At 47.0% G+C, this 16,800-nt stretch carries 13 protein-coding genes; 11 read left to right on the forward strand and 2 right to left on the reverse strand.

The features are described from left to right. Positions 1 to 372: 372 nt before the first annotated feature. From VR7878_RS12950 to phoU, 4 genes are read left to right on the forward strand one after another with little or no spacing between them, the layout of a single operon-like run. Positions 373 to 2,562, forward strand: a complete 2,190-nt coding sequence (locus VR7878_RS12950; protein WP_077336513.1) for an ABC transporter permease subunit — start codon at positions 373 to 375, stop codon at positions 2,560 to 2,562. A 17-nt stretch (positions 2,563 to 2,579) separates the two neighbouring features. Continuing rightward, positions 2,580 to 4,220: a phosphate ABC transporter permease PstA gene (pstA, locus tag VR7878_RS12955; protein WP_077336514.1), complete on the forward strand. Its 1,641-nt coding sequence runs from the start codon at positions 2,580 to 2,582 to the stop codon at positions 4,218 to 4,220. Positions 4,221 to 4,222: 2 nt separating this feature from the next. Further along, a complete protein-coding gene (gene pstB / locus VR7878_RS12960; protein ID WP_077336515.1) occupies positions 4,223 to 5,041 on the forward strand; it encodes a phosphate ABC transporter ATP-binding protein PstB in 819 nt (272 codons plus the stop codon). 38 nt (positions 5,042 to 5,079) lie between these two features. After that, a complete protein-coding gene (gene phoU / locus VR7878_RS12965; protein ID WP_077336516.1) occupies positions 5,080 to 5,793 on the forward strand; it encodes a phosphate signaling complex protein PhoU in 714 nt (237 codons plus the stop codon). Positions 5,794 to 5,910: 117 nt separating this feature from the next. Here the strand turns inward: phoU and VR7878_RS12970 are convergent, their stop codons facing one another. Beyond that, positions 5,911 to 6,522: a peroxiredoxin C gene (locus tag VR7878_RS12970; protein ID WP_077336517.1), complete on the reverse strand. Its 612-nt coding sequence runs from the start codon at positions 6,520 to 6,522 to the stop codon at positions 5,911 to 5,913. Positions 6,523 to 6,714: 192 nt separating this feature from the next. Between VR7878_RS12970 and VR7878_RS12975 the strand changes: the two genes are divergently transcribed. From VR7878_RS12975 to aceA, 3 genes are all read left to right on the forward strand, one after another. After that, the gene (locus VR7878_RS12975; protein ID WP_077336518.1) at positions 6,715 to 7,620 is read left to right on the forward strand and encodes a hydrogen peroxide-inducible genes activator; all 906 of its coding nucleotides are present in this window, start codon (positions 6,715 to 6,717) and stop codon (positions 7,618 to 7,620) included. Between the two features lie 565 nt (positions 7,621 to 8,185). Further along, on the forward strand, positions 8,186 to 9,823 hold the full coding sequence (gene aceB, locus VR7878_RS12980) for a malate synthase A (protein WP_370737088.1): 1,638 nt from the start codon (positions 8,186 to 8,188) through the stop codon (positions 9,821 to 9,823). 196 nt (positions 9,824 to 10,019) lie between these two features. Further along, positions 10,020 to 11,330, forward strand: a complete 1,311-nt coding sequence (gene aceA / locus VR7878_RS12985; RefSeq protein WP_077336520.1) for an isocitrate lyase — start codon at positions 10,020 to 10,022, stop codon at positions 11,328 to 11,330. 161 nt (positions 11,331 to 11,491) lie between these two features. Here the strand turns inward: aceA and VR7878_RS12990 are convergent, their stop codons facing one another. Next, positions 11,492 to 11,953: a CBS domain-containing protein gene (locus VR7878_RS12990; RefSeq protein ID WP_077336521.1), complete on the reverse strand. Its 462-nt coding sequence runs from the start codon at positions 11,951 to 11,953 to the stop codon at positions 11,492 to 11,494. A gap of 225 nt (positions 11,954 to 12,178) precedes the next feature. Between VR7878_RS12990 and queA the strand changes: the two genes are divergently transcribed. From queA to secD, 4 genes are all read left to right on the forward strand, one after another. Next, positions 12,179 to 13,240: a tRNA preQ1(34) S-adenosylmethionine ribosyltransferase-isomerase QueA gene (gene queA / locus VR7878_RS12995; protein WP_077336522.1), complete on the forward strand. Its 1,062-nt coding sequence runs from the start codon at positions 12,179 to 12,181 to the stop codon at positions 13,238 to 13,240. Between the two features lie 100 nt (positions 13,241 to 13,340). Further along, a complete protein-coding gene (tgt, locus tag VR7878_RS13000) occupies positions 13,341 to 14,474 on the forward strand; it encodes a tRNA guanosine(34) transglycosylase Tgt (protein WP_077336523.1) in 1,134 nt (377 codons plus the stop codon). Between the two features lie 106 nt (positions 14,475 to 14,580). Further along, positions 14,581 to 14,913 (forward strand): preprotein translocase subunit YajC, encoded by a 333-nt coding sequence (yajC, locus tag VR7878_RS13005; protein WP_077336524.1) that lies wholly within the window; start codon positions 14,581 to 14,583, stop codon positions 14,911 to 14,913. Between the two features lie 19 nt (positions 14,914 to 14,932). Beyond that, a complete protein-coding gene (secD, locus tag VR7878_RS13010; protein ID WP_077336525.1) occupies positions 14,933 to 16,789 on the forward strand; it encodes a protein translocase subunit SecD in 1,857 nt (618 codons plus the stop codon). Positions 16,790 to 16,800: the final 11 nt, after the last annotated feature.

A 16,800-nucleotide genomic window follows, 5' to 3' on the forward strand; every position in this document is an offset into this window, starting at 1 on the left:
CAACTCGTGGTTTATTTCACACCAAGCCAACATAACTATCAGTAATAAAAAAGAAAGTTAGGTGTTTTGTGTTACATTTTTATTTCAAAGTTTTTTATTTCAAAGTATATAAGACATTTGGTGATTTACTTGTGTGAGGGTTGGAAATAGACAGGAAAATAACGATGAATCAATCATAAAATCGGGCTTGTATGTCACTTGTTATTTCAGGTGGTTAGCGCTTGTTGTAATATAAATGTCACGTCATTGACATATGCTTATGGGTCGGAGATAGCGAAGCTCGGTGCCTTGTGAGTCTGTCACAGGTCGGAAGGCGGATATATTCTCTGTCTATGTCATTGGTATATATAGGTCAGATTCATTAGGACAAACATGTCATACCCTCAGTTTTCTCTCAAAGCAGCGGATAAACAGCGTCTTGTTAAAGATCGACTGATTCGTTTTACCGTTAGTGCTGGTGGTGTCAGTGTGCTTGGGGCTTTGATCCTAATCTTCGTGTATCTGATTTGGGTGGCTTTTCCGCTGTTTTTCGGTGCTGAAATCAAGACATCTTCTATTCATCCAAGTGTTTCTGCTTCCGGCCAGAGCCCGCTCCAACTTACTGTTGATGAATATGGTCAACATGTTTTTATGCTGGATCATCTCGGGAAAATGACGTTCTGGTCGACACAAAAAACAGCACAGTCACCGCTTTGGCAGCAACAAATTGATTTCGTGCCCAAGCAGAGTGCTGTGGTCGGGCATTGGTTTGCGGCACTCGGTGCTGATAAACAACTGGTGATTGGCCGGCCTCAATTTACTTACCGGCTTCGTGGTGGCGAGAAGGTTTTCATCCCGAATTTTGAACAACTCAAACTGCCTTCATCACTGCGTGCCGATATTCCGGAGCATGTCCGTCGATTGACGTTTGCTGTATCAGCACAGGCCGTAACGATCGCATTTGCCGCTCAAAACGACACACTCACGGTTTTGTCATGGTCCCGGCATTCAGCGCAAGTGAATGCCTTTCATTTTCCTGAGCCGATTGCGGCTGACGCGTTATTATTGTCCCCCGATGGTCAGATGCTGTATGTCCGCGAAGGTGGGCATCTTGTCATTGCAACCCGTAATGGTCAGACATATCAGGTCAGAGAGGTGGTTGATCTGACCCGAGGTGATACCCACCGAACGATCGTCCAAATGGTTTTATTGCCCGGTGGTGACTCATTATTAGTGCGTGATCAACAAGGGGTTGTTACCCAATGGTTTGATGTCATTCGGGATCAAAAAAGACAGTTCACGCCGATTCGTGCATTCAACACCGGTGAGCAGACGAGTTTTATTGTTACGGATGCTTATCATCAGGGGTTTTTCTCATTTCATCACACAGGACAGGTGCGTAATTATCAGGCGACGAATCATAAGCTGGTTTTGGCGCAAAAGATGTTTGAGCAGTCTCCGGAGCGGGTGGCTTTGTCTGAAAATGAAAAATATCTGGTCGCATACCGTCAAGGGCAACTGAATCTGGCTCATGTTGATCTCGGATATCCGGAGATCTCATTCTCTGCGTTGTGGCAGAAATTATGGTACGAAAATTATCCGCAACCGGACTATGTCTGGCAATCCACATCCGCGTCGGATAGTTTCGAGCCGAAGTTTAGTTTGGTGCCTATTGTTTTCGGCACCATTAAAGCTGCACTGTATGCAATGATTTTTGCTGTGCCGATGGCAATTTTAGCGGCGATTTATACCGCTTATTTTATGTCTGCCCGGATGCGACGTAAGGTGAAGCCGACCATTGAACTGATGGAAGCATTACCAACCGTGATCATCGGCTTTCTGGCGGGGCTGTGGCTGGCTCCAATTTTAGAGCAGCATCTGGTCGCTGCGGTAGTCATGATCATTCTATTGCCGTTATCGACGATTGTATTCGGTCTGATATGGCATTTTTCACCGGATCGCTGGCGCAGAACGGTACAGCGTGGCTGGCACGCTGCGATTTTAGTACCGGTATTGGCCGGTGTGATGGCGCTGATGCTGCCGGTCGGTTTTAACCTTGAGACCTGGCTGTTTGATGGGGATATCCGGGTCTTTCTGGCGCAATACGGCATCGACTTTAATCAACGCAATGCGTTAGTGGTTGGGATTGCGATGGGGTTTGCGGTGATTCCGACGATTTTTACCATCGCTGAAGATGCGATTTTCTCTGTGCCGAAGCACCTTTCCGATGGTTCGCTGGCATTGGGGGCAACCCCTTGGCAAACCCTGACGCATGTTGTGTTACTGACTGCAAGCCCGGGCATTTTTTCTGCGATTATGATGGGGCTGGGACGCGCGGTTGGTGAAACCATGATCGTGCTGATGGCTACCGGCAACACGCCGATTATGGACTGGAATATTTTTGAAGGAATGCGCACGCTTGCCGCGACCATTGCAGTGGAATTACCGGAAGCAGAAGTCGGTAGTAGTCAGTATCGGTTGTTGTTTTTAGGGGCACTGCTGTTGTTTATCTTTACGTTTTTAGTCAATGCGTTGGCGGAGTGGATTCGATTGCGCCTGCGAGAAAAGTATCGGGCATTGTGATGTTAGGACAAGATTAAATGGTGAATTGGATAAAGTCCGGCTCTCCGTGGATATGGCTGACAGGCGGGGCGGTGAGTTTCAGTTTACTCGCTGTATTAGGGCTATTGCTGCTGATTGGCTGGAAAGGGTTAACTTATTTCTGGCCGACCCCTTTATTATCATGGCAGACATCGTCAGGTGAGCGTCTGATTGGTCAACTTTATGATCAAGATGAAGTGCTGGCCTCCCATTTGTCCTCGCTCAAGAACGGTAAGACTGTCAAAGAAGGGGACTCGATTACTCGTTTGCATATTAAGATCGCGAACCGCGATATTTATCCGTCAGATTTTGTATCAGTTCTCAAGAGTCAGCTCTCTGAACCCTCTGTGCCACGAGGCTGGGCTGTGATTGATCGAACCCGGGACGGGCAGTTTTTTGGCAAGCCAGTTGGTTATCAGCTCGCGGATGGTGTGGTGGCGGATAATACTGATATAGCCCTGCAAGCCGGATTGGTTGAATCTGAACAGGTTCACCAACAGATTCAAACCCTGATGCGTGACAAAGTGCAGGTGTGGAATCAGCAGCTGGAAAAACTGCGTTTAGAGAAACGCAAGCGTGAACTGAACCATCAGCTCGATGCTGCTTATCTGACACAATATGATCAGCAAAAATCAGCACTCGAGCAGAAGTTAACTGCGGTTTCTCAGACTTTGGATGCGTTGCGTGAGCAGCTCAGACAACAAGCTTTGCTGGTGGTCGATATGCGGGGAGATACCATTCGCATACCGGTGAGTCAGATCTTGCATATCTGGTATCCCAACGATATGTCCTTGCCGGAAAAAATCGCTCACTGGGGTAAACAGGTGTGGCATTTCGTCGCTGATGATCCCAGAGAATCGAATTCGGAAGGTGGAGTATTCCCTGCGATTTTTGGCACTATTTTACTGGTGATTATCATGTCTGTTATCGTGATGCCGCTTGGTGTGGTGGCTGCGATCTATTTACATGAGTATGCCGGTGAAAATACATTAACCCATCTGATCCGTGTCGCGGTGATGAATTTGGCTGGTGTACCTTCCATTGTTTATGGTGTGTTCGGACTCGGTTTTTTTGTCTATACCATTGGTGGCACCATTGATTCGTTGTTTTATGCCGAGCGTTTGCCTGCGCCGACGTTTGGTACCCCCGGACTACTGTGGTCAGCCTTGACGTTAGCTGTGCTCACATTACCGGTTGTGATTGTCGCGACAGAAGAAGGGTTAAGCCGAATTCCACTCTCTGTTCGTCATGGGTCGTTGGCGCTGGGAGCCACCCAATTTGAAACCATCTGGCGGGTGGTTTTGCCGATGGCAACGCCGGCAATGATCACCGGGTTGATTCTGGCTGTTGCCAGAGCTGCCGGGGAAGTGGCTCCGTTAATGTTGGTCGGGGTGGTGAAAATGGCATCTCGTCTTCCGGTCGATAATGAGTTTCCATTTATCCACTTGGAACGAAAATTTATGCATCTGGGATTCCACATTTATGATGTCGGCTTTCAGACCAGTAATATCGAGGCTGCACGGCCGCTGGTATTCGCGACCTCATTCTTACTGGTTGCCGTGATTGTTGCACTGAATCTGACAGCGATTGGTATCCGGAATAATCTGCGGGAGAAATACAGAACAATGGGACAGGATTAATCATGTTACCTTTGAATCATACGCTGGGGTTCCAGCCAACCATTGATGTCAATCATCTCAGCGATCAACAGACTGCGATTGAGATTGATGATCTCAGCCTGTTTTATCAGGGGACTCTTGCACTCAGTCATATTTCAATGCGGATTCCCAAAGGGCAAGTGACGGCTTTTATTGGCCCTTCCGGATGTGGTAAGTCAACGTTATTGCGTTGTATGAACCGGATGAATGATTTGGTTGAAGGGTGTCGGGTTGAAGGAAAAGTTACATTGCATGGTCAGGATATTTATGCGCCATCGGTCGATGTTGCCACCCTGCGCCGACGCGTCGGTATGGTGTTTCAGCGTCCGAACCCGTTTCCGAAATCAATTTATGAGAATGTGATTTATGGGTTGCGCTTGCAAGGTGTGCGCAATGCCCGGACACTGGATGATGCGGTTGAGCGCTCATTACGGGCAGCAGCACTGTGGGAAGAAGTGAAGCATCGTTTACATGAAAATGCATTTGGTTTGTCGGGCGGTCAGCAACAGCGTCTGGTGATTGCCCGGGCGATTGCGATCGAACCGGAAATTCTGTTATTGGATGAACCGACATCGGCGCTTGACCCGATTTCAACGCTGACGATCGAAGAGCTGATCAATGATCTTAAGACCAAATATACGGTGGTAATCGTCACGCACAACATGCAACAGGCCGCACGCGTCAGTGATCACACGGCCTTCATTCACATGGGTAAGCTGGTTGAATATGCAGATACGGATACCATTTTTACATCGCCAGTGAAAAAACAGACTGAAGACTATATTACCGGGCGTTACGGATAACCGTTTGTCATTAGACGATACAATTGAAGAGAGGCATTATGCAGTTTGGTCGCCACATATCCGGGCAGTTCAACGCTGAGCTTGAAGCGATCCGGACACATGTCCTGACAATGGGCGGATTAGTCGAGCAGCAATTATCTTATGCCATGCAAGCATTGCATAAGCAAGATCTGGAACTGGCTCGTCAGGTGATCCGCGATGATCACAAGGTTAATGCAATGGAGGTTGCGATTGATGATGCCTGTACCCGGATTATTGCGAAGAGGCAGCCAACCGCAAAAGATTTGCGCCTGATTATTGCCATTATCAAGACCATTACGGATTTGGAGCGGATTGGTGACGTCGCGACCAGAATGGCCCACGTTGCGATTGAGAGTCCGGCTTCAAAAGAGCGCCGGTTTCAGGTGTCTCTGGAACCTTTATGTCGCCAAGCTATCGCTATGCTACACCAAGTGTTGGATGCATTTGCCCGGATGGATGTTGAGGCTGCGGCCCAGGTTCACAAACTCGATGATCGGCTCGATTCAGAATACGAAGCGGTCATTCGCCAGTTGATGACCTATATGATGGAAGATACCAAAAATATTCCGCATATTCTGCAAGTGATGTGGTCTGCCCGTGCGATTGAACGCGTCGGGGATCGTTGCCAGAATATTTGTGAATACATTATCTACTTTGTGAAAGGCAAAGATGTCCGCCATCTGGGCGATCAGTCTCTCGATGATGTGTTAAAAACCGATCCTGACACATAAAAAAACCGGAGCAAGGCTCCGGTTTTGTATATCGACTTTACTTTTTCATGATTGGGGTAAGTCATTCTTTATTTATTATCCAACCATTGACCAGTGTTGAGAACTGGTTAGTCTGTATTATCTTTTATCTAGATCTGCTGTGTGCTCAGACAGGTAAGCGGCAACACCGTCAGGTGATTCTTTCATACCGGCTTTACCTTCTTCCCACTGTGCAGGACAAACTTCACCGTGTTTCTGGTGGAAGTTCAGCGCGTCAACCATACGCAGCATTTCATCAATGTTACGGCCCAGAGGCAGATCATTGATGACTTGGTGACGAACAACGCCTTCTTCATCAATCAGGAAAGAACCACGGAAAGCAACACCAGCTTCTGGATGCTCAACATCGTATGCTTTGACGATTTCGTGTTTGACATCAGCAACAAGTGGATATTTCACTTCACCGATACCGCCTTTGTCTACCGGTGTATTACGCCATGCGTTGTGTGAGAATTGAGAGTCGATTGAGACACCGATCACTTCAACGCCTTTCGCTTGAAAATCTTCAAAGCGCTTGTCGAATGCGATCAACTCTGATGGGCAAACGAATGTAAAGTCTAGTGGATAGAAGAAAACAACAGCTTTTTTACCTTTGGTAAATTCTGCAAAGTTGAATGCATCAACAATTTCACCGTTACCTAAAACAGCAGCAGCAGTAAAATCAGGGGCTTTACGACCAACTAGTACCATTTTTTTTGCTCCTAATAATATGAAAAATTCCAGACTGTTAAAAAACGGCCCGGTCCATGTTTGTGTCGGATCAACTATAGACAAATCCTAGTATAGGAAAAAGCGAAATAAATAGATTAAGTTTATCGAAAAAAACGATGAACTAGGATATGCTGATGTTCATGCAGATTCCACTCATATATTAATGATTTTATGAATAAATGGCCGAGTTTAAAGCAAATTCATTACTTGGTAACGCTGTATGAAACACGTCATTTCAGCGAAGCGGCCGAGCGTTGTTTTGTCAGTCAGTCAACATTGAGTAAAGGCATTCAGACACTGGAAGAGCTCATCGGTTGCCCTTTGTATGAGAAGAAGGACAAGAAGAGCCCGTTAGTCTTTACACATGCCGGAGAACAGGTGGTTCATCAGGGCAGAGAATTGCTCGCAAAAGGGCAAGACCTGATCGAAATGGGAAAACTCTGTCAGGGCGATCTCATGGAAGGCCAGCTCAGAGTCGGCTGTATTCCGACGATTGCGCCGTTCTTATTGGGCGATCTGGTTCAAGAAGTCAATATTCGTTTCCCGAAGCTTCATTTACTGTTGCGCGAAGATACCACCACCAATTTGCTGCAAGGGTTGCGTCACGGTGAACTGGATGTTCTGGTTTTAGCTTTACCGGTTGATATCGGCAATATGGAAAGCCGGATTGTCGGTAAAGATCCCTTCCGCATGATTATCAGTAAAAGTCAGGCTGATCGGATTCCCGTTCCGATTTGTTATGATGATTTGCCCGATGAATCCGTATTTCTGTTAGAAAATGAGCATTGTTTAACAGAACATGCTGTGTCGGCCTGCCAGTTAACGGAAAAAGAAAAGATTAACCCTTTCATGGCAACCAGCTTGCACACTCTGGTGCAGATGGTGGCGAACGGGTTGGGGACAACGTTTATTCCGCAGATGGCGATTCAACACGGTCTGCTGGATAACCAAAATCTGGTAGTGGTTGATCCGCCCGGCCAAAGTGCATTTCGTCTGATTGGTTTGGTCTGGCGCCCGAGCTCTTCACGTAGTCAGGTTTTTCATCAGTTATCTGAAGTCGTTTCAGAACTCCTTTAGCAGTTAGTCTTAACCAGTTTTTTACACCATGGAATCATTATTTCATGGTGTTTTCTATTGATTGAATGGGATTTTTTGTAAAATTTTACAGTACTTATCGATTGAAGCTTTCATAAAATCAAAAATATTCACAATGTCAATTTTACACAAGGCTGTGAAGCCGTTGTGGATAACAAGATTAATTAATTTGAGTCAAATCAATGGCTCACTTATCCCTCCTGAAAATCTAACCTGCCATAACTTGGTTATATAACGGTTTATTTTGGTAATTTAATTACGAAATTAAATTACTTTTCGGGTTTATTTCTCTCACAGTATGAAACTTCGAATTTTGTTTTTTGCTGCGCAACGGTCTTTTCATTTATCTATTTATTTCCTAGAGTTTATCTAGATTTAATAAGACTTATGTCTAGTATGAGAACAGTTGAAAAATTGATCATTCTGGAACATGGTAAATAACATCAACGTAAAAATATTGGATTTAAGTGGTATTTGGATGTTGTTTTAAATTTACAAATGAAATTGATGTGTAATTGGATGATCGGATCAAAAGAAGAGGGAAGCAATGATGGAACCACTCGCTGATGAACAAACGCTCTCTTGTGAGCAACAAAAAGTGCTGCAACGACTCAACATTCTCGGCAGTGTGCCTGAAACGCAGTCTTATATTATCTCATCGGCAGCTCAGCTCTTTCTGGCCGAACTTTGTGCGCGTTTTGCGCCTCATGTTGCAACCTTATTGCAACGTCGTATCGAGCGCCAAAAAGTCATTGATCAGGGGACTCTGCCTCACTTCTTACCGGAAACTCAGACCATTCGCGACGGACAGTGGAAAATTTTAGGAATTCCTCAAGATTTACAGGATCGGCGGGTTGAAATTACCGGGCCGACTGAGCGGAAAATGGTAATTAACGCATTGAATGCGAATGTAAAAGTGTTTATGGCTGACTTTGAAGATTCAATGTCTCCGGTTTGGTCAAAGATGCTGGAAGGACAGATTAATCTTCAGGATGCGGTGAATGGCACGATCAGTTATGTTCAACCGGAAAGCGGTAAGTCTTATCAGTTATGTGATGATCCGGCGGTGTTAATATGCCGGGTTCGCGGTCTGCACCTGCGGGAAAAGCATGTCACCTTTGATCAACAGCCGATTCCCGGTGCCTTATTCGATTTTGCGCTCTATTTTTTCAATAATTATCAAGCGTTACTGAAAAAAGGGAGTGGCCCTTATTTCTATATTCCCAAGCTGCAAAGCCATCAGGAAGCCAAGTGGTGGAGTGATGTCTTTCATTTCACTGAAGATTATTTCAGCCTTAATACCGGCACCATCAAAGCAACCGTTTTGATTGAAACACTACCGGCAGTGTTTGAGATGGATGAAATTCTGTTTGCGATGAAAGAACATATTGTCGGTCTGAATTGTGGTCGGTGGGATTATATTTTCAGCTACATTAAAACGTTGAAAAATTATCCGGATCGCGTGCTGCCTGATCGTCAGGTTGTCACGATGGAGAAACCCTTTCTCAGTGCTTATTCCCGCTTACTGATTCGGACTTGTCACCGACGCGGTGCTTTTGCGATGGGCGGTATGGCTGCTTTCATTCCTGCAAAAGATGCAGCGCAGAATCGTCAGGTTCAGGAAAAAATTCACCAGGACAAGCGACTGGAAGCAACCAACGGACATGATGGAACCTGGGTTGCCCACCCAGGCCTCGCGGATACCGCCATGGCTGTGTTTGATGAGGTACTTGGCAGTAAACCCAATCAATTGGACGTCATGCGTGAGCATGACGCACCGATCTCCGCCGAACAGTTACTTCAACCTTGTGAGGGAGAGCGAACCGAACAGGGAATGCGACATAACATTCGTGTCGCGCTGCAGTACATTGAGGCTTGGATTTCCGGCAATGGTTGTGTGCCGATTTATGGTCTGATGGAAGATGCCGCGACGGCGGAGATTTCCAGAACGTCTATCTGGCAATGGATTCAGCATCAAAAAACATTGGATAACGGAGAGGTGGTGACAAAAGCTTTGTTTGAACGCTATCTCACCGAAGAAGTTGAAGCCGTTCGCAAAGAAATCGGAGCAGAGCGGTTTGAGCAAGGGCGTTTCAGTGAAGCGGCACAACTTATGAAACGTCTGACGACCAGTGATGCGTTAACGGCATTTTTAACGGTGCCGGGATACGACTATCTGGCGTAAACCGTGAGGAATGCGTTCCGAGTGGGGAGTAACTCGACGCTGGCTTGAAGGCAGCAAAGCAAGCCGTGGCGAGAGATAAAAATAAGATAAATCAAAACGTGAAACAAGCTTTTCGATATCAACTGTTTAAGACGGGATGATAAAGAAAAGGAAGAAGGACTACCGATATCATTCGGATAACATGAGGGATAAGACTATGACTCTGACTCGTCGTCAACAAATTGAAGCGCTGGAAAAAGATTGGGCAACCAATCCTCGCTGGCAACATGTGAAACGGACTTATACCGCTGAAGAAGTCGTCGCACTCCGGGGATCGGTCATGCCGGAATATACCCTTTCACAGCGGGGAGCCGATAAGCTTTGGTCTTTGGTCAATGGTCAGGCAAAAAAAGGTTATGTGAATTGTCTGGGGGCACTGACCGGCGGACAGGCGGTTCAACAAGCCAAAGCGGGGATTGAGGCTATTTATTTGTCAGGCTGGCAAGTCGCTGCGGATAACAATACAGCTTCTGCGATGTATCCGGATCAATCCCTCTATCCGGTCGATTCTGTACCGGCGGTGGTCAAACGAATCAATAGTGCATTCCGTCGTGCCGATCAAATCCAATGGTCGAATGGCGTCACCCCTGAAGATGAAGGTGGGATTGACTATTTTCTGCCGATTGTTGCTGATGCAGAGGCCGGCTTTGGCGGCGTTCTTAACGCTTATGAGTTGATGAAACATATGATTGAAGCCGGTGCGGCCGGGGTTCATTTTGAAGATCAACTGGCCTCGGTGAAAAAATGTGGCCACATGGGGGGGAAAGTATTAGTGCCCACTCAGGAAGCCGTGCAAAAACTGATTGCCGCCCGGCTTGCTGCCGACGTTGCAGGGACAACGACACTGGTGATTGCGCGAACCGATGCCAACGCTGCCGATTTGTTGACTTCGGATTGCGATCCTTATGATCAGGACTTCATTATCGGAGAACGAACTGCGGAAGGGTTCTATCGGGTAAAAGCGGGGATCGAACAGGCAATCTCTCGCGGTCTGGCTTATGCGCCTTATGCGGATTTGGTCTGGTGTGAAACGGCCAAACCTGATTTGGAAGAAGCTCGGCGGTTTGCCGAGGCCATTCATGAGCAGTATCCGGATCAGCTCTTAGCTTATAACTGTTCTCCTTCTTTCAACTGGGAGAAAAATCTCGATGCGGAAACGATTCGTCACTTCCAACAATCACTCGCGGACATGGGATATCGCTATCAATTCATTACCTTAGCGGGGATTCATAACATGTGGTACAACATGTTTGATTTAGCCCATGCCTATGCGCAGGGAGAAGGGATGCGTCATTACGTTGAAAAAGTTCAGCGGCCTGAGTTTGCAGCCGCAGAGCGAGGGTATACCTTTGTTGCACACCAGCAGGAAGTCGGAACCGGTTATTTTGACCGCGTGACCAATACCATTCAGGGCGGGCAATCTTCTGTGACAGCACTGACCGGGTCAACTGAAGAAGATCAGTTCTGATATCGCGGACTTTTTGCAATTAATCTTGCCATTTTACTTTGCAATTCACCCCACCGAATTGCAAAGAGAGCAGCTTCGGCTGCTCTTTTTTTGTCATCCCTAAACCACCGCCTTGGGCGGTGGTGATTGTGTTACTCACTAAGTGTGTCTGGCGTGATGTGTTAAAGGGTATCGATGTCCTCGCCTTCGAACTCATCCGGTTCGGTTTCCTCTTGTAGCTCAAGCAGGTTAATTGCAATCGCAACAAAATCGTTATCGGTGATGATTCCGACCAGACGTTCGTGTTCGATCACCGGGAGGCAACCGACTTTATGCTTTTGCATAAACAAGGCGCTTTCTTTCAGTCCCGCATCAGGAGAAACCGTGATCATCTGGGTATGCATGATTTCAGATAGCGGATGAGAGAGTAAGATTGTCGAAGGAGAAATATCACGATTCAGGCAGGAATGCTGAGCCTGTAAGATGTCTCTCTGGGAAACGATACCACGGATTTTCTGGTGTTGATCGACAATCGGAATATGGTGGATTTCATACTTTTCCATAAATACCCGGGCATCTTCTATGGTATGGGCAGGGGTAAGCGTATGTGGATGGCGAGTCATCATGTCTTCAATCTTGATCATAGCGAACTCCTTACTGAAGCGGCAATCATCGGTTGTTGTGAATACAAGAGGGTGCATACTCTGACTATAGTTATTTCTGCTGAACAGAGATGAGAGATCGCGACCGATTTCTGGCTTTGGTGAAAAAATTATTCCTGATTTAGGCCGAATCTATGGAATACGCTGCCGTCCTTGCTGATTTCCGTATATACTACCGCGCTGCGAATGACTAGACAGAAAAGAGTTATGCAAGTTTCCGATTTTCATTTTGACTTACCCGATGAGCTGATAGCCCGGTACCCGAAAGCAGAACGGACATCGAGTCGTCTGTTGCAGCTGAACGGTGAGACCGGTGCCGTTGTCGATGGAACCTTTACCGATGTACTGAATTTGGTGCAGCCGGGAGATCTGCTGGTGTTCAATAACACGCGAGTTATCCCGGCGCGAATGTTTGGTCGTAAGGCGTCCGGCGGCAAGATTGAAGTGCTGGTTGAGCGAGTTCTGGATGAGCACCGTATTTTGGCTCACGTTCGTTCTTCAAAAGCACCTCGCGAAGGCAGTGCATTATTGTTGGGAGAACATGATGAGTATTCTGCCACGATGGTTGCACGTCATGATGCCTTGTTTGAGATTCGTCTGGAGACTGAGGTCACCGTTTTGGATGTCTTGAACGTAATCGGACATATGCCTTTGCCGCCTTATATTGATCGGCCTGATGAAGACGCGGATAGAGAGCGTTATCAAACCGTCTATAACCAAAAGCCGGGTGCAGTTGCTGCACCGACCGCAGGGTTACATTTTGATACTGATTTGCTTGAACAAATTGCGGCAAAAGGTGTCGAAATGGCTTATGTTACGCTCCATGTCGGTGCCGGTACATTCCAGCCGGTACGGGTTGAAAATATCAATGATCACCATATGCACGCTGAATATGTTGAAGTTCCGCCGGCGGTTGTCGATGCGATTGCTGCAACCCGTCAACGCGGTGGACGAGTGATTGCCGTCGGTACCACATCGGTTCGTTCATTAGAGAGTGCAGCACATCAGGCGTTGAAAAATGGCCAGACGTTGGCGCCTTTCTTTGGCGATACTGATATCTTCATTTATCCGGGGTATGAATATCAGATTGTTGATTGCCTGATCACCAATTTCCATTTACCAGAATCGACGCTCATCATGTTGGTCAGTGCCTTTGCCGGTTATGACAATGTGATGGCAGCTTATCGTCATGCCGTCGAGCAAAAATATCGCTTCTTCAGTTATGGGGATGCGATGTTCATTGAAAAGCGCAAGCATGAAAGCGCATAAGCGCTGTTTAAGTATGAATCAAGGGTGTTGGTGAACAACATCCGGGAGAAAAAATTTCTCGTAGACCGTCAGATTGTTTCTCTGGCACTTTGGAGGCATTGTGAAGTTAAAATTTGAACTGAAAAAGAAGCAAGGAAATGCCCGGCGCGGGCAGATTACTTTTGAACGCGGGACTGTACAGACTCCTGTATTTATGCCGGTCGGTACTTACGGTACGGTAAAAGGTATGACCCCTGAAGAGGTCAAAGAAACCGGTGCTGAAATCTTACTGGGTAATACCTTCCACCTCTGGCTGCGTCCCGGGCAGGAAGTGATGAAAATGCACGGTGATTTGCATGATTTCATGAACTGGCAAGGGCCGATTCTGACGGATTCCGGCGGTTTTCAGGTTTTTAGTCTGGGGGATATCCGTAAGATCACCGAAGAAGGGGTTCATTTCCGTAACCCGGTTAACGGTGAAAAGATCTTTATGGATGCGGAAAAGTCGATGGAAATTCAGAACGATCTCGGCTCTGACATCGTGATGATCTTCGACGAATGTACACCTTATCCGGCGACACATACGGAAGCAAAACAGTCGATGGAAATGTCATTACGCTGGGCGAAGCGCTCGCGTGAGCATTTTGATCAACTGGAAAACCCTAATTCACTGTTCGGTATCGTGCAGGGCGGCGTGTATGAAGATTTACGGGATGTCTCTGTCGCAGGCCTGACAGAAATCGGTTTTGACGGCTATGCCGTTGGCGGTCTGGCGGTCGGTGAACCGAAAGAAGATATGCATCGTATTCTGGAGCACACTTGTCCACAGTTACCCGAAGATAAACCTCGCTACCTGATGGGGGTCGGAAAACCTGAGGATTTAGTTGAAGGCGTCCGTCGCGGGATCGATATGTTTGATTGTGTGATGCCGACGCGTAATGCCAGAAATGGTCATTTGTTTGTGACCGGTGGTGTGATAAAAATTCGGAACGCGAAGCACAAAACGGATACGACACCATTAGATCCACATTGTGATTGCTATACATGTAAGCATTATTCGAAGTCTTATTTACATCATCTGGATCGTTGCAATGAGATTTTGGGTGCTCGTTTGAACACGATCCATAATCTTCGCTATTATCAGAGACTGATGGCAAGTATTCGTGAAGCGATTGAAGCGGATCGATTTGATGTGTTTGTTGAGGAATTTTACGCTCGCAGAGAGCGTGCGGTTCCGCCACTGGCGAAAGCCTGAATGGACTGCGCCGGCAGATAATCACCAAGTGGTTGAAATTTCAATGGCGCAACCCAACATAAGATGAATATGATTTAACAACAATAACCCGAGAGGATGTTTCTCAATGAGTTTAATTTCTGTTGCCCACGCGGCGGGCGAAGGTGCACCACAAAGTAATGGTTATGAAATGCTGATCATGCTGGCTGTGTTTGCTGTCATCTTCTATTTCATGATCTATCGTCCACAAGCCAAACGTGCCAAAGAGCATAAAAATTTGATGTCTTCAATGACCAAGGGTGATGAAGTATTAACCAGTGGTGGTTTGATTGGCAAAATTACTAAAATTGCTGATGACAATGATTTCATCACAATCGAATTAAACCCGAATAATCCTGTTGTAATCAAAAAGGACTTCGTTACTGCGGTGTTGCCAAAAGGTACGCTTAAATCTCTATAACAGCTAGAGGATCCTCGCTGTGCTGAACCGTTACCCATTATGGAAGTATCTGATGGTGCTGTTTATTATCGCCATCTCTGCATTGTATGCACTTCCGAATATTTACGGTGAAGATCCAGCTGTTCAGATAACAGGGGCGCGAGGCGCCTCCGTTGATATGGCTACGCTGGATACTATCACCCAGTCGCTTGATAAAGCGCATCTTTCTTATAAATCGGCTGCTTTAGAAAACGGCTCTGTTCTTGTCCGATTTAATAATACCGATACTCAACTCAGTGCCCGGGATACGATCCGGGAAGCCCTTGATCGTAATATGATCGTGGCATTAAACCTTGCGCCGCTGACACCACATTGGCTGGAGTCTATTGGTGCGACGCCGATGAAGCTCGGGCTTGATTTACGGGGTGGTGTGCATTTCCTGATGGAAGTGGATATGGATGCCGCCATGGATAAATTGCTGACTCAGGAAGAAGATGCCTTCCGGACCGAACTTCGGGAAGCCAAGATTCGTTATCGTGCCGTTCATACCGCTGACAACAAGCGTTTGGAAGTCGTGCTGCGTAACGAAGAACAGGCGAATGAGGCCATCAATGTTCTTCAGCCGAAACATCGGGATATGACTCTCTCTGCGGCAGAAACACAAGGCCGCTATGTTTTGACGGCGGTATATACCGAAGCGCGTCTGCAAGAAATTCGTAATTACGCCGTTGAGCAGAACATTACGATTCTGAGAAACCGGGTCAATGAACTCGGGGTTGCCGAACCGCTAGTTCAACGTCAGGGAGCCAACCGGATTGTGGTTGAACTGCCCGGTGTGCAGGATACAGCCCGTGCCAAAGAAATTTTAGGTGCCACGGCCACATTGGAGTTCCGCGAAGTGGATACCAGTGTCGATTTGGCTGCAGCTGCAGCTGGCCGAGTGCCACCGGGAACAGAGGTCAAACTTGATCGTCAAGGTCGACCGGTTGTGCTGAAAAAACGGGTGATTCTCAGTGGTGCCAGTATTACCGATGCAAGCTCGAGTGCTGATGAATACGGCCGGCCTCAGGTGAACATCTCTCTCGATAGTGAAGGTGGCAGCAAAATGGCTGCGTTTTCCGAGAAGAATATCGGTAAGTTGATGGCAACTGTTTTTGCTGAGTATAAAGACAGTGGTCGTAAGACTCCGCAAGGCAAAGTTATCTTGACCAAGCACGAAGAGGTGATTAACCAGGCGACAATCCAGTCAGCTTTAGGTCGCAGTTTCCGAATTACGGGGATCGATTCTTCTGCAGAAGCACACAATCTGGCTTTGCTGCTCCGTGCCGGTGCGCTGATTGCGCCGATTTCTATTGTTGAAGAGCGGACGATTGGTCCGTCTATGGGACAACAGAATATCGATATGGGTGTTCAGGCATGTGTCTGGGGACTGATTGCCGTCATGTTGTTCACCGCGCTTTACTACCGTAAATTCGGTTTGATTGCTAATTTGGCGCTGGTTGCAAACTTGGTATTGATTGTCGGCGTAATGTCGATGATTCCGGGGGCAACCATGACATTGCCGGGGATTGCGGGGATTGTTTTGACCGTTGGTATGGCGGTGGATGCGAACGTGCTGATCTTTGAGCGGATCCGGGAGGAGCTGGTTGAAGGTCGTAATCCGCAACAGGCGATTCATCAGGGATATGCCAATGCATTCAGCACCATTGCGGATGCGAACATTACGACGTTGATTACCGCAATTATTTTGTTTGCGGTCGGAACGGGGGCAATCAAAGGATTTGCTGTGACGTTGTCGATTGGTATTCTGACGTCAATGTTTACTGCCATTATCGGAACACGTTGTGTGGTGAACTTGCTTTATGGCGGCAAGCGGATTAAGAAATTGTCGATCTAATCGTCGTCAGA

It is taken from the genome of Vibrio ruber DSM 16370 (genome assembly GCF_900163965.1).
Lineage (GTDB): Bacteria > Pseudomonadota > Gammaproteobacteria > Enterobacterales > Vibrionaceae > Vibrio > Vibrio ruber.

Bases quoted from the DNA above. Each gene is read 5' to 3' on its own strand.
- aceB (WP_370737088.1), top strand. From the start codon at position 8,186: ATGATGGAACCACTCGCTGATGAACAAACGCTCTCTTGTGAGCAACAA.
- VR7878_RS12970 (WP_077336517.1), bottom strand. From the start codon at position 6,522: ATGGTACTAGTTGGTCGTAAAGCCCCTGATTTTACTGCTGCTGCTGTT.
- yajC (WP_077336524.1), top strand. From the start codon at position 14,581: ATGAGTTTAATTTCTGTTGCCCACGCGGCGGGCGAAGGTGCACCACAA.
- VR7878_RS12990 (WP_077336521.1), bottom strand. From the start codon at position 11,953: ATGATCAAGATTGAAGACATGATGACTCGCCATCCACATACGCTTACC.
- aceA (WP_077336520.1), top strand. From the start codon at position 10,020: ATGACTCTGACTCGTCGTCAACAAATTGAAGCGCTGGAAAAAGATTGG.
- pstB (WP_077336515.1), top strand. From the start codon at position 4,223: ATGTTACCTTTGAATCATACGCTGGGGTTCCAGCCAACCATTGATGTC.
- VR7878_RS12975 (WP_077336518.1), top strand. From the start codon at position 6,715: ATGAATAAATGGCCGAGTTTAAAGCAAATTCATTACTTGGTAACGCTG.
- queA (WP_077336522.1), top strand. From the start codon at position 12,179: ATGCAAGTTTCCGATTTTCATTTTGACTTACCCGATGAGCTGATAGCC.
- pstA (WP_077336514.1), top strand. From the start codon at position 2,580: ATGGTGAATTGGATAAAGTCCGGCTCTCCGTGGATATGGCTGACAGGC.
- VR7878_RS12950 (WP_077336513.1), top strand. From the start codon at position 373: ATGTCATACCCTCAGTTTTCTCTCAAAGCAGCGGATAAACAGCGTCTT.
- phoU (WP_077336516.1), top strand. From the start codon at position 5,080: ATGCAGTTTGGTCGCCACATATCCGGGCAGTTCAACGCTGAGCTTGAA.